We start from the raw sequence: 12782 nt of genomic DNA on the forward strand, positions 1-12782 counted from the left end.
GATATGGATAGAACACAAGAATTACTTAAAAAATCTGATGCTTTGCTTGAAGGACACTTTATCTTATCAAGTGGCAAACATTCAAATAGATATATACAATGTGCAAAATTAATTGAAAATCCAGTATATTGCGAGGAAGTTGCAAAAATAATTGCTGATAAAATTAAGGAAAAAGGAATCAAAGTTGACCTATGCGTTGGTCCAGCTATGGGCGGGGTAATAATTTCCTATGAACTGGCCAGAGCTTTAGGGGTAAATGCAATATTTACAGAAAGAGAAAATGGTAAGATGACACTTAGACGTGGCTTTTCTATAGAAAAAGATATGAACGTTATAATTGTGGAAGATGTAATAACAACAGGAAAGTCATCGTTTGAAACAGTAGATGTAATCGAATCTTGTGGAGCAAATGTTGTAGCCTTAACATCTATAGTAAATAGATCAAATAAAGATGAAATTAATGGCTTACCTATTATTTCTGCAAGTAAAATTGATGTCGAAGTATGGGATGAAGAAAATCTACCAGAAGAAATTAAGAAAATTCCAGCTACTAAACCAGGATCAAGGTCTTTAAAATAAGCTAATTCTTGAATTATCTATTTTTTATAATATAATCATTAAATAGATAAGGGGAGAGTTATGAAGATAAAAGATTTTACTAAAAAAATTATAGCCCTATCATTTGCCTTTTCTTTGGTATTTCTTGCTTGTGATTCTACTTCTCACGCAAGTACAACTAATAGGAAAGATTTAATGCACTATGGCTTGCAAAAAATTAACAGAGAAACCTTTAACCTAAGGGATATGAAAGAAGAGAGATTCAACAAGTTAGAAAATGACTTAGACAGTGTTCTTGAAACTGGTGTAGATAATGCTGATATCAATAGCTATTTCTACTTGACAAATAATTTGCCATTTACATCCAAAGAGTTAGAATATGGACTCCAAGATACAGGACTTAAGGGTCTTGGAAAAGATTTTAAATAAGTATCTGAAAAATACGGGATTAATCCGCTGCTTCTTATGGCTATGGCTAAACACGAGACAGGTAATGGTACAAGTGATTTATTTTTAGAAAAGAACAATCTTTTTGGTTTCAATGCAATTGATCATGATCCATACAATATGGCAAGTGACTTTAAAGAACCAAAAGAATCAATAGAAACAGTAGCAAAACACTTAAAAGAAGAGTATTTAGCTAAAAATGGTACATATTTTAATGGTGTATCAGCTAAGGGAATCGGGACACGCTATGCTTCAGATCCTGATTGGTCAAAAAAGGTAAATTCTATGATGATAGAAATTGCTGATAAAATGATAGAATCTTACAAAGCAGGGGAATAAACCTGCTTTTTTTATTTACCAAAATAAAGTATAATTAATCAAAGGAGTTAATTATGAACACAAGAGATTTTTTGGACGGTAAGTCTTTCGACGGTTATAAATTTTTTGGAGCCCACAAAAAAGATAAGGGATATATATTTAGGGTTTTGGCACCGAATGCAGATAAAGTTTCAATCATTGGTGATTTCAATGATTGGCAAAAACAGAGCATGAGAAAATACTCTACAGGAGTCTTCTCAATTACTATTGATGAAGCCAAGATAGGGGATACTTACCAATATGTTATAAATAGTGGTAATCAAGAATTTAAAAAAATAGACCCTTTTGCAAAGTCTATAATATATGATGAGAAAGCGTCTCAAATAGTAGATGACTCATATAAGTATAAATATAAAAGTAAGAAAAATTTGCCAAATAATATTTTACAAGTTTATTTGGGAACTTTATTTAATAATAAAGAAAAAACTGCTGATGAAATATACAGAGATATTATAAATCATGCAAAAGAGAATTCTTATACATCAATTTTGTTAATGCCTGTTAACGAATATCAGAATTATAAGTCCTTGGGTTACTCATCCTTAAATTTATTTTCTTTTTCTAAAAGATATGGAGACATAAAAAGTTTTAGAAAATTTGTAGATGAATGTCATAAGGAAAAGCTTCAAGTTATTGTCGAATTAGATATAAGTGAATTTGACCCAGACAAATGTGGGTTAAGCGATTTTGATGGGACAGATTTGTATAATTATAAATATGAAGATATCTACTTTAATTATTATGAACAATCAAACTTTGATATAAGTGGACCAGTGTCTAAATCTTACATCAAATCAGCGATTGATTACAATTTAAATGATTACAATCTTGATGGCGTATATTTTCCTTCAATTGAGAATTCGATTTATTGGCAGGGTGATGTTGCTAGGGGCATAAATAAAAATTGTGTTGATTTTATAAAAGAAATTAACGATTATATTTTATCAAAAGGAGCGGTTTCCCTTGCATCATTTAACGGAATATATGAGATGGATTTAGGATTTTCCTATGTTTTTGATTTTAAATCCAAAACCCTTGTCAATATTCTAAAGGATGAGCCATATAAAAGAGATTATTATAAAAATTATATTACAGATTTGATTAAAAATTCTGATAGTAACGGAATATTAGGATTTTCATATGTGGATTCTTACCAAAACGAAGCAAATCTTGCAATGAAAATATATTCTGATGATAAAAAGCTTGATCAGTTAAAAACATTATTTTTATTTTTATTCTCGCTAAAATCACCAAAATTATTATTTATGGGGGATGATAGCGGGGATTTAAGAACTTTTTCTCAGTATCAAATATTTAACTTTGATGATAAAAGTGATAAGATATCAGGTTTAAATGATTTTTATAGAGATATCTCAAAGCTTTATTTAGATACAGATATCTTGAGTCATCCTTTAAGTAAAACTGAACTTCTGGATGTAGAAGGATACAGCATATATGCTTACAAAAGAACTTACAAAAATAAGTCTTATTTAGTTGTAGTAAACTTTACAGATATTGATTACCAAATAGAAAGCTCTTTTAATTTAGATGAGTTAATTAACACACAAGATCTATCATATATCGGCTCTGGAAACATCAATGGAAATATTTCCAAGGGAGATACTATTAATATAGAAGCTTACTCATCCGCAATCTTTAAAATAAAATAAAACTAAGCTCTTGCATCATCATGCAAGAGCTTTTTTAGTAGAAGTTTTCAACTTTAGCTTTCAATTCATATTCATTATCTATATTGTGGGCAATATGGGTAAACCTCTCTAGGGCGATTTTTCTAGGTATAATGCCTAAAAAATATCCGTTTGTATGAGTTATACAAACAAAGTTATTATTTATTAATAACCTTAGTACATCTTCTAAATCGTGATTATCAAATAAGATTGGTACTACTTGATTCATAACTTCCTTGACTTTAATTTTAAGAAGTTTATCCTCATCGAAAATTGATAGGTCGTCAAAGCTTGTTACTATATTAGATATTGATATTAGACCTCTAACATGCTTGTTGTTATCAAGGACTGGAATAGTTTGATATCCAGAATTTGATAGTACTAAAACAGCATGGAGCAAAGAATCATCTTCATTACAAACTGCGACTTCAGAAGCAGGTATCATTAAATTTTCAGTAGGTCTATAAAACATATCTTTAATTTCTTCACTAATCATAATTACCTCAATTCCGAATACTTTGATTATTATAATCCTCATTACTGATTATAAGATAAATTTGTGTATATTTGATGTAAAAAAAGAGTTAGTAGAATATTCTACTAACTCTAAAATATGTAAGCACACCCAAGGTCGAACATAAGTCTTTTAAAAGTGTCTTAGAACAACGACTCATGTTAGGTGACCTTACGGCACACAGAAAGTACTGCTTAATGCTGCTACGTTCCCGTCCTGACATGATTCACAGCTTCCTGTTGCGTAAGACCCAACAATCAACACCGATATTTTAAGTCTTAATAAAAAACTTAGGCCCTAACTTGGGAATTAAACCCTGCTGTAGCGGATTGCAGGTTACAAGGCACCGCTAGTTCCCCGTCTAGTGCATGGCGGAGAGCATGGGATTTGAACCCATGATACGCACAAACGTATACACGATTTCCAATCGTGCTCCTTCAACCGCTCGGACAGCTCTCCTCACTACATTTACTAACTATACCATAGATTATTATTATTTGCAAAAGATTTACATTATAAGGTAAACAATTGTTACAGGTTTCTTCTTTTCATTATAAGTTATACTTGTGGTATAATAGCTTAGTAGAAAGGAAATTTTATGGCAAAAGCTTTGTATAGGCAGTACAGACCCAAGACCTTCGATGAAGTCCTAGGCCAAGATAGGGTTGTAAATGTCCTTAAAAATCAAGTAAAAAATAATAATTTTTCCCATGCTTATATATTTGCTGGAGAACGTGGTTGCGGAAAGACCACCTGTGCGAAAATATTTGCTAAGGCTATCAATTGCCTTCATCCAAAAGATGGATCGCCTTGTTTAGAGTGTGAGAATTGTAAGGCTATTGATGATGAATCTACAATCGATATTATCGAGATGGATGCTGCAAGTAATAGAAGAATAGATGATATTAGAAATCTTAAAGATAATGTAATATACCCACCTAATAAGTTGAAGTATAAGGTATATATTATAGATGAGGCTCATATGATTACAAGAGAAGCTTTCAATGCTCTCTTAAAAATCATGGAAGAGCCTCCAAGTCATTTAGTTTTTATTCTTGCAACAACTGAGATTGACAAAATTCCAAATACAATTTTATCTAGAGTTCAAAATTTTGAGTTTAATAAAATAGATTCAAGTAAAATTAAGGAACAAATCAATATTATTCTAGATGATAAAGATATAAAAATGGAAAATGAAGCTATTGATCTAATTATTAGAAAAGCAAATGGCGCTATGCGTGATGCTTTAAGTATACTTGATCAGGTTATATCATATGATAGCAAGGATTTTAAGATATCTGATGTTGAGGAGCTTTTGGGAGTAGTAGATTTCTATGATATTGATAAACTTACATCATCTATCTTTTCTTTTAATCAAAAAGAAGCCTTGTCTTATATCTTTAGCCTAAGAGAGAATAATAAGTCAAATAAGGATATACTCGATTCTCTAACTTATTACCTTAGAGATATAATGGTATATAAGATGACTGAAGATGAGTCAAACTTTGAGAACAAAGAAAGACTAGATTTTATTAAAAAAAGTTCTGAAAATATTGATATTGAAAGATTGCTGGATATGTTAGATATCCTAAGTGAATACTCTAACAAGCTAAGATATTCAGAAAACACTGATTTAATCATAGAGCTTTTAGTTGTTAGACTTATTAACACCAAGGATATATCTTCTCTTGATTCTAGAATTAGATATCTAGAGATGAGAAATGCTGATGATCTTGTTAGTCTGGTCAATGATTTGGTTAATGATAAACTAAAAAATCTAGATAAATTAGATTTATCTTTGCAAGGTAATTCAACTAGCAGTAATCTTGTAAACGTAGGAAATGAAGATGATACTCAAATAATGTCTACTAAAGAAACTATTATCGAACCTGAAGTAATAGAGTCTAAAGATGAATCTGAAAAAATCGATCAAGATAACATAGATGATCATAAAAAAAATCCTGAAATAGTAAACTTACCAGAAAATATGATTGAAGACATAAAAAATGTTATAATCAATATAGCTGGTAGAATGCTAAAGCCGATGTTTGATTCAGATGGGTTTTATTATACCTATAAACCTGGAGAATTTATCTTATATCTAAAGGATGATTTCTATGGTATTTTTGTCCAGACCAAAACTGAAGAGATTAGCAAATCTTTGGGAGAAATATTTTCTAGGGAAATTTCCTTTAGTTTGGGAGATTACAAAGATTTAGAAAAATCTAGTCAAAAAAAAACTTCTGAACTAGAAAGTGAAAGTCAAACGTCTACTGAAGTAGAAAACATAGAAGAAACTTTAGATGTAGAAGAAAAATCAGTTTCTATAAATTCAAGTGATGAAGATATAGTAGACGAAAGTAAAAATATAATAAAAAATGATGGTGATACTTCAAATATAGAAAAAAATGCTGAAATTTATAAGCTTAAGGAAATATTTGGAGAAGATCTAATAATTAAGTAAAGGAGAAATAAAATGGCAAGAGGCGGATTTAGAGGTGGCGCACCTAATATGAACAATATGATGAAACAAGTAAAAAAGATGCAAGAGCAAATGGAAAAGGCCCAATCTGAAATTGAAGAAAAAGAATTTTCATCATCAGCAGGTGGTGGAGTAGTAGAAGCTACAGTCAATGGGAAAAAAGAAGTACTTAGTGTAAAAATTAATCCTGATGTAGTAGATCCAGAAGATGTTGAAATGTTAGAAGACTTGATTATGGTTGCTATAAATGACGCTATGACTAAAGCAGCTAACTATAACGAAGAAACAATGGGTAAACTTACAGGTGGAATAAATATACCTGGATTAATGTAATGGCTTTATTTCCAGAATCTTTGACAAATCTAATAGAACAGTTTCAAAAACTTCCAACTATAGGCAGGAAAAGCGCGGAAAGGTTGGCTATGTCTATAGTAGATGATGATAGAAAAAAAGTAGAAGATTTTTCTAAAAGTCTATTAGAAGTTAAGGATAGAATTCATAAATGTGAGATTTGTGGAAATTTGACTGAAGAAGATATTTGCGATATATGTAAGGATATAACAAGAAACGAAGAATATCTTTGCATAGTAGAAGATGTTAGAAATCTCATAGCTATAGAAAAATCTAATGCCTACAGGGGACGCTACCACGTTCTCGGTGGGCTTATTTCACCTTCAGATGGGATAGGACCAGATGAGCTAAATATTGACAAATTACTAGAAAGAATCAAAAAAGAAGACATAAAAGAAGTTATTATAGCGATTTCTTCTACTATAGAGGGTGAAACTACAATTTTATTCTTATCAAGCATTCTATCAAAGCTCAATGTAAAGATTACTAAGCTTGCTCAAGGTATACCAGTAGGTTCAAACTTAGAGTATTTCGACCAGTTAACCTTAGAAAGAGCTTTAGAAGATAGGAGGGAAATTATTGATTAAGATAAAAAGATTAATAATTATGATGTGTTTAACCCTGATACTAGTAGCTTGCTCTGTTAAAAAAGAAGATAAAATTGACGAAAGTTTTAGTCAAACAGATCCAAAACCAATAGCAAGTGCGATTGATATCAAGTCAACAAGTTTTGCCTCTAGTATTTTATTAGACTCAATGAAAAATAACGATGATTTTTCCTATAATCCAACTGATGTTGATGATTTAGAAAAAATAATGGATGGTAATTTTGATATTGCAATAGTACCAGCGATTTTAGCACCAAGCATATATAATACAACTAACTCTGGCGTTAGCATTGCTGCTATTAGTCTTGTAAATAACCTTTATGCCCTTAGTGATACTCAAATAAATTCACCCAAAGACATGTTTGGAAAAAAATTATTAATTAGAGATATGGGAAGTGTGTACAAAAAAGCATTAGATTCAAAACTATCAATAATAAAAGGTGTATTTGGGATTGATGTTTTATTTTATGAGAACATAAAAGAATTAGAAGATTATATCAATGCAAATGATTCATATATTGCTGTAGTGTCTGAGCCTTATCTAAGTAAAATCAAGAATAATAAAAAAAGTACAGTTTATAACTTGACTGAAATTATGCCTTATCTATCAGATGAAAAATTAAGTGTTGATAGTGATATAGTTTCCGAAGTAGTACTTGTTAACAATAAATTTTTAAAAGACAAAAAATCTACTTTTGATAGATTTTTAGATGATTTAAAAGTAACTACAGAAAAGCTTAAAGATAATCCCGAAATCTCAGCTAACATTATCAATAGATATGATTTAAGTAGCGACGATGCAATGAATATTTATAAGAATATGGATGTAGTTTATATTGATGGGGACACTATGAAGGGACTGTATAATATATATCTTGATGGCATTGATAAACTTAAACTAGATATTTGTCATGGAGATAGACCATCGGATGATTTTTATTACTATAAATAATAAATACAAGAAAGAGTTATAAATGCTTGATAAAAAATACTACCATAATAATTTAGATAAGCTGAAACAAATGTCTGAAGAAGTTTCTAAAGACCCATTCTTACCTTGTTTTCATATATATCCTAAATCAGGTTGGTTAAATGATCCAAATGGTTTATGCCAAGTTGATGGAACATATCATATATATTTTCAGTACTCACCGTTTGATGAAAATAAAAAAGATATATTATGGGGGCATGTTTCAAGTAAAGACTTGATCAATTTTACTAGAGAAGAACCTTTCATATACTCGGATAGTGAGTTTGATAGAGATGGAGCCTACTCAGGATCAGCTTTTGTAGCTAATAATGAAATTAACTTTTTCTATACTGGAAATGTCAAATACGATGGTGATTATGACTACGTAAACGATGGAAGAGAACACAACACAATCAGAGTTAAATCAATAGATGGAGTAACTTACGGTTGTAAAGAGCTTTTGTTAACTAATTCAGATTATCCTAAAAATATGACTAAACATGTAAGAGATCCTAAAATATTCAATGAGAATAATTTTTATTATATGTTTTTGGGAGCAAGAAATAGAGAGGATAAGGGACTAGTTTTAGTTTATAAATCTAGTGATTTAAAAGATTTCTCATATTTTATGACTATTGAAAGTGTAGAAAACTTCGGTTACATGTGGGAGTGTCCAGATTATTTTAAACTAAATAAGCAAGGAATCCTCATATGTTGCCCTCAGGGAGTAGAGAAAGAAGATTTTAAATATCAAAATATCTATCAAGCTGGTTTCTTCCCTATAAATATGGACTTAGAAAATAAGAAGTATGAGTTGGGAGATTTTTACGAATTAGATTATGGATTTGATTTCTATGCTCCTCAAACTTTTGAAGATGAAAATGGTAGAAGAATTCTGATAGCTTGGATGGGTATGCCAGATGCTAATTATACAAATCCTACCATAGAATATAAATGGCAACATTGTCTAACTATACCAAGAGAATTGAAATATGATGAAGGAAAGCTATATCAAAAACCAATATCCGAACTTTGTAAGTTAAGAGAAGAAAAGTTAAGCCTTGAAAGAGGAGGTAAGTGTAACTTACAGGTTTATGAGGCGTTTTCTAATGATATAAGTTCTGACTTTGAGATAAATCTAAGAAAGGATGTTAAATTATCATACCAAGAAGAAACTTTAACTCTAGATATGGGAGAAAGTTCTTATGGGAGAAAGATTAGAGAAATCAAAATAGAAAATATTGAAAACATTAGAATTTACTCAGATAAGTCTTCATTAGAGATATTTATCAATGATGGCTCCTATGTATTAAGTACTAGAGTTTATTCATTAGACTATTTATTTTATTCGAAAGATTTAGACTTTACCATTTACCCTTTAAAAAATATAATTATAAAATAATTAGAACCTAACTTTTACTTGAAGTTAGGTTTTTTATTTGAAAATTCTAAAAAGGGTAAGGATATAAGGTAAGAGATAAATTTATATCCTAAGGAGGATTTATGATAGAGACTAAAATTATTGAAAATATAGGAGTGATTTACCTAGCGAAACCAAATCTTATAAATGCTTTAGATATAGATATGGTAAGAAATATAAAAAGTACATTAGAATCATGGGAAAGAGATGACAATGTAAGAGCGGTTCTACTTGATTCTACATCTGATAAGGGATTTTGTTCTGGAGGAGATTTAAAATCCTTATATGATGATCTTATAAATAATGAAGATTTATCTAATAAAGAAAAATTTTTCGTAGAAGAGTTTGATTTAGACAAGTACCTTTCGATATATAAAAAGCCTGTAGTTAGTCATTGGTATGGAGTAACTATGGGTGGAGGAATTGGACTTACTATTAATTCTGATTTTATAATTGTAGATGAAACTGTCAATTGGGCAATGCCTGAGACAAGACTTGGGTTTGTGCCAGATGTAGGAGTGTGTCATTATATATCAATGCTACCTCAAGCAGTAGGTCAATATGTGGGACTTTTAGGGAAAAGTTTAGGGGCAAGCGATGTAATGGAATTTGGTCTTGCTGACTTTTACATCAACTCTAATGATTATAATAAAGCAATTAAAAACTTATTTAACTTATCAAGAGATTATTCTGGAGATAAGTTGATTGAGAAATTTAGAGAATCAATCATAAAATATCAAAATACCGAAAATTCATCAAAAATCAAAAAAAACTTGGATGGTATAAATAAATATTTTAATGGAGAAAGTATAGAAGATATATTTGAGAAATTAAATAATAGCAAGGATGAATTTGCCAAAGACTGTTTAGAAGAATTTGACGAAAGATACCCATTAATGCTAAAAGTTCAGTTTGAAAAATATTTTGTTTGTAAAAATCTAAATTATCAAGATACAATAGACTTAGATCTTAAAATATTACGTCATAGTGTAAAGTCTGGATCAATGCAAGAAGGAATAAAAGCGGTCATTATCGATAAAAATCATAAGGCGAATTGGCCAGAAGATTCTTTAGCAAAGGTTGATGAAGAAACAGTAAAGAATCTTTTATCAATTGATAAAACTAATAAGGAAAATATAAATTTATAATTTCTAAAAACAGCTGTCAATACGGCTGTTTTTTATGGTTAATTATAAGATTTGGGTATAAATATAGAAACAGAGGAGGAAATTATGAGAAAAACAAAGGTAAGTATGGTATTTTTTATAATTGGAGTATTACTTTTAGCCGTATCATTTGTTGTTCCAACAGATATATTAAATTCTTACACTAATTTAAAACCAATCGGTCTTAGTACATTGTTTTTGTGTCCAGCTTTTGGAATAATAGGCGTGCTATTTTCTATTAAGGAAAAATCGTTGGTATTTGGGATATTAAATGCATTGCTAATGCTAGCATTTCCTATTATGATGTTTATTGGTTATAATATTTTATAACTTATATATTAGATTTATATGGAGATACTATGAGTGAAGATAGGATGAAAATTGCAATTCAAGATACTTATGGTGAAAGATTTAAGCACTGTTGGGGCTGTGGTAGCAAGAATGAAAATGGACTACATCTAAAATCATATCCAGGCGATGAAGAAAATACTTGTGTTACTGAGATTGTGCCAGATGGTCAATACACAGGTGGAGTTCCAGCAAATCTATTTGGTGGAATGATTGCTATGATATTTGATTGCCATGGAACAGCCTCAGCTGCTTATTTTAACCACATAAAAAATGGATTAGAACTTAGGGAAGATACCATTATTAAAAGATTTATCACAGCTAGACTTGAAATTGACTATAAAAAACCTACTCCTATGGGTGAAATAGTAAAAGTTATAGCTAAGCCTCTTGAAATGACTGATAGAAAAGTTATTTTATTGATGCAAATGTATGCAAAAGATGAACTTAGAGCTGAAGCTAAGATGGTTGCAGTAGGAGTAAAGGATAATATGTAATCGGAATTAGACATTTAATTTCATAACAATACAACATCTAGTTGAAATTTTCAAAAGTAACGACTGCTCGAATGAAACTGTAGTCGTTATTTTTTTATATATATGAAAAAATATTCATTGTAAATTAAAGTTAGATAATATAAACTATAAATAATAGGAGATAAATTATGGTTAAAATATTACAATTTCCCAATACTGATAATTTAAGTGAATCTGTAAAAATCTTGCGAAAAGAACTTCTAGATACTGTTTATAAGTATGATGAAATTTTGGTACACGAATCTTATCAACTTAAAATTAAATATATTAGAACATTTGGATCAATAGAGTATAAATATTTGAGCAGAAAACTAGTTTATAATAAATTAAAGGAAGAAAAGTATCTATTAGGAAAATATATAGATAAATATGACTTTGTTGACTTTAAAAGGCTAGATAAGATTATAAGTCAGAAATTTCACAAGGAAGAGATTGAGCTTGATGAAAAACTTATGGAAATAAACGAAGCATTAAATGAAAACACTAAAAGTTCTTTGTCTAATCGAGATCATGGACAATTTGAAAAATCTTACAAGAATATAATTACAAAGATTCATCCTCTAATAAATAATAACCTTAGCCCTAGTAAGGCAGATTTATATATAAATTCTTTGTTGGCATTCACATATTATGATTTTGCATCTATTAGGACAATAGATAATATGCTGGAAAGAAATCTAGGTGAAAATTATAGGTCCAAACCTACGAATATTTTATATAAAGAAAAGCAAAACCTCGAAAAATCAATTGAAGATGTAAATATAAAAATTGATTCTTTGTATGAAAAAGATCCGTGGATTTATAAAAAACTTTTAGCAAGTACCGGGGATATAAATAAGAAATATAATGAAATATCAAAAAAGATTGATTCTTTAGATGTAGCGATAAGAAGTCTTCAAGAAGAAATAAAAATACTGCTGGAAAAGTGTCATGAAAAATAATCACAATTTAAAGATAATTAAACCTAACAGAGTAAGAGAAGAAAAAGCTAGAGAAATTTACCTATTTGACACTCATGTTGCAGGGACAAGTTATATTGAAAATATAGAAGAAATTGCTGAAAATCTAAACTTTGATGATAAATTAACTTGCATAAGAGAAGAAGATAATGAATACGACCTTCAAGCTATAAAGCTAATTACAGATAATGATGAGAAAATAGGCTATATTCCACAGGCTGACAATGTAATTTTTGCAAGACTAATGGATGCTGGCAAAAAACTTTGTGCGAGAGTTAGGTCTATAAAACTTAAGGGAAAATGGTATAAGATTGAGATAGCTATATTTTTGCTAGATAATGAGAAATAAAAGATACG

The 12782-nt window shown here is 29.8% G+C and carries 14 protein-coding genes, 1 tRNA gene, 1 other RNA gene and 1 pseudogene; 14 read left to right on the plus strand and 3 right to left on the minus strand.

Features of this window, described 5'->3' with window-relative positions:
* The first annotated feature begins 3 nt into the window (after positions 1-3).
* The 4 genes and pseudogenes from pyrE (at position 4) to E0D87_RS06655 (ending at position 3053) form a co-directional block, all read left to right on the plus strand.
* The gene (gene pyrE / locus E0D87_RS06645) at positions 4-579 is read left to right on the plus strand and encodes an orotate phosphoribosyltransferase (RefSeq protein WP_130819844.1); all 576 of its coding nucleotides are present in this window, start codon (positions 4-6) and stop codon (positions 577-579) included.
* 60 nt (positions 580-639) lie between these two features.
* Positions 640-987 carry a hypothetical protein gene (locus tag E0D87_RS09260; RefSeq protein WP_242618451.1) on the plus strand — a complete coding sequence of 116 codons (348 nt, stop codon included), beginning with the start codon at positions 640-642 and terminating at the stop codon, positions 985-987.
* Positions 988-1002: 15 nt separating this feature from the next.
* Positions 1003-1344, plus strand: a pseudogene (locus E0D87_RS09265) (glucosaminidase domain-containing protein); the annotation flags it as partial.
* A 53-nt stretch (positions 1345-1397) separates the two neighbouring features.
* Positions 1398-3053, plus strand: a complete 1656-nt coding sequence (locus tag E0D87_RS06655; RefSeq protein WP_130819845.1) for a glycogen-branching protein — start codon at positions 1398-1400, stop codon at positions 3051-3053.
* A gap of 34 nt (positions 3054-3087) precedes the next feature.
* On the opposite strand, the gene cbpB is transcribed toward E0D87_RS06655, so the two are convergent.
* The 3 genes from cbpB to E0D87_RS06670 form a co-directional block, all read right to left on the minus strand.
* Positions 3088-3567 (minus strand): cyclic-di-AMP-binding protein CbpB, encoded by a 480-nt coding sequence (cbpB, locus tag E0D87_RS06660; RefSeq protein WP_130819846.1) that lies wholly within the window; start codon positions 3565-3567, stop codon positions 3088-3090.
* A gap of 121 nt (positions 3568-3688) precedes the next feature.
* An RNA gene (gene ffs / locus E0D87_RS06665) (signal recognition particle sRNA large type) lies at positions 3689-3955 on the minus strand.
* Positions 3955-4044, minus strand: a tRNA-Ser gene (locus E0D87_RS06670). The genes ffs and E0D87_RS06670 overlap by 1 nt, the downstream gene beginning before the upstream one ends.
* A 139-nt stretch (positions 4045-4183) precedes the next feature.
* Here E0D87_RS06670 and dnaX point away from each other — a divergent pair.
* The 10 genes from dnaX to E0D87_RS06720 all read left to right on the plus strand — a co-directional run bounded on the left by dnaX (position 4184) and on the right by E0D87_RS06720 (position 12774).
* Positions 4184-6049 carry a DNA polymerase III subunit gamma/tau gene (gene dnaX / locus E0D87_RS06675; RefSeq protein WP_130819847.1) on the plus strand — a complete coding sequence of 622 codons (1866 nt, stop codon included), beginning with the start codon at positions 4184-4186 and terminating at the stop codon, positions 6047-6049.
* 12 nt (positions 6050-6061) lie between these two features.
* On the plus strand, positions 6062-6400 hold the full coding sequence (locus tag E0D87_RS06680; RefSeq protein ID WP_130819848.1) for a YbaB/EbfC family nucleoid-associated protein: 339 nt from the start codon (positions 6062-6064) through the stop codon (positions 6398-6400).
* Positions 6400-7005 carry a recombination mediator RecR gene (recR, locus tag E0D87_RS06685; RefSeq protein WP_130819849.1) on the plus strand — a complete coding sequence of 202 codons (606 nt, stop codon included), beginning with the start codon at positions 6400-6402 and terminating at the stop codon, positions 7003-7005. Before E0D87_RS06680 ends, recR begins: the two co-directional genes overlap by 1 nt.
* Positions 6998-7978, plus strand: coding sequence for a substrate-binding domain-containing protein (locus E0D87_RS06690; protein WP_130819850.1), 981 nt, complete (start codon positions 6998-7000; stop codon positions 7976-7978). Before recR ends, E0D87_RS06690 begins: the two co-directional genes overlap by 8 nt.
* A 22-nt stretch (positions 7979-8000) precedes the next feature.
* Positions 8001-9398, plus strand: coding sequence for a glycoside hydrolase family 32 protein (locus E0D87_RS06695; RefSeq protein WP_130819851.1), 1398 nt, complete (start codon positions 8001-8003; stop codon positions 9396-9398).
* 101 nt (positions 9399-9499) lie between these two features.
* Positions 9500-10564, plus strand: a complete 1065-nt coding sequence (locus tag E0D87_RS06700) for an enoyl-CoA hydratase/isomerase family protein (protein WP_130819852.1) — start codon at positions 9500-9502, stop codon at positions 10562-10564.
* Between the two features lie 84 nt (positions 10565-10648).
* Complete coding sequence (locus E0D87_RS06705; RefSeq protein ID WP_130819853.1) at positions 10649-10912, plus strand: hypothetical protein; 264 nt, start codon at positions 10649-10651, stop codon at positions 10910-10912.
* A 29-nt stretch (positions 10913-10941) separates the two neighbouring features.
* Complete coding sequence (locus tag E0D87_RS06710) at positions 10942-11427, plus strand: hotdog domain-containing protein (RefSeq protein WP_130819854.1); 486 nt, start codon at positions 10942-10944, stop codon at positions 11425-11427.
* A gap of 167 nt (positions 11428-11594) precedes the next feature.
* A complete protein-coding gene (locus tag E0D87_RS06715) occupies positions 11595-12407 on the plus strand; it encodes a hypothetical protein (protein ID WP_130819855.1) in 813 nt (270 codons plus the stop codon).
* Entirely contained in the window at positions 12397-12774 is a 378-nt protein-coding gene (locus E0D87_RS06720) for an HIRAN domain-containing protein (protein ID WP_130819856.1), read from the plus strand. The genes E0D87_RS06715 and E0D87_RS06720 overlap by 11 nt, the downstream gene beginning before the upstream one ends.
* Positions 12775-12782 lie beyond the last annotated feature (8 nt).

The sequence above is a fragment of the Anaerococcus vaginimassiliensis genome (assembly GCF_900626155.1).
GTDB classification, from domain to species: Bacteria; Bacillota; Clostridia; order Tissierellales; family Peptoniphilaceae; genus Anaerococcus; species Anaerococcus vaginimassiliensis.

Bases quoted from the DNA above. Each gene is read 5' to 3' on its own strand.
- pyrE (WP_130819844.1), top strand. From the start codon at position 4: ATGGATAGAACACAAGAATTACTTAAAAAATCTGATGCTTTGCTTGAA.
- E0D87_RS09260 (WP_242618451.1), top strand. From the start codon at position 640: ATGAAGATAAAAGATTTTACTAAAAAAATTATAGCCCTATCATTTGCC.
- E0D87_RS06655 (WP_130819845.1), top strand. From the start codon at position 1,398: ATGAACACAAGAGATTTTTTGGACGGTAAGTCTTTCGACGGTTATAAA.
- cbpB (WP_130819846.1), bottom strand. From the start codon at position 3,567: ATGATTAGTGAAGAAATTAAAGATATGTTTTATAGACCTACTGAAAAT.
- dnaX (WP_130819847.1), top strand. From the start codon at position 4,184: ATGGCAAAAGCTTTGTATAGGCAGTACAGACCCAAGACCTTCGATGAA.
- E0D87_RS06680 (WP_130819848.1), top strand. From the start codon at position 6,062: ATGGCAAGAGGCGGATTTAGAGGTGGCGCACCTAATATGAACAATATG.
- recR (WP_130819849.1), top strand. From the start codon at position 6,400: ATGGCTTTATTTCCAGAATCTTTGACAAATCTAATAGAACAGTTTCAA.
- E0D87_RS06695 (WP_130819851.1), top strand. From the start codon at position 8,001: ATGCTTGATAAAAAATACTACCATAATAATTTAGATAAGCTGAAACAA.
- E0D87_RS06700 (WP_130819852.1), top strand. From the start codon at position 9,500: ATGATAGAGACTAAAATTATTGAAAATATAGGAGTGATTTACCTAGCG.
- E0D87_RS06705 (WP_130819853.1), top strand. From the start codon at position 10,649: ATGAGAAAAACAAAGGTAAGTATGGTATTTTTTATAATTGGAGTATTA.
- E0D87_RS06710 (WP_130819854.1), top strand. From the start codon at position 10,942: ATGAGTGAAGATAGGATGAAAATTGCAATTCAAGATACTTATGGTGAA.
- E0D87_RS06715 (WP_130819855.1), top strand. From the start codon at position 11,595: ATGGTTAAAATATTACAATTTCCCAATACTGATAATTTAAGTGAATCT.
- E0D87_RS06720 (WP_130819856.1), top strand. From the start codon at position 12,397: ATGAAAAATAATCACAATTTAAAGATAATTAAACCTAACAGAGTAAGA.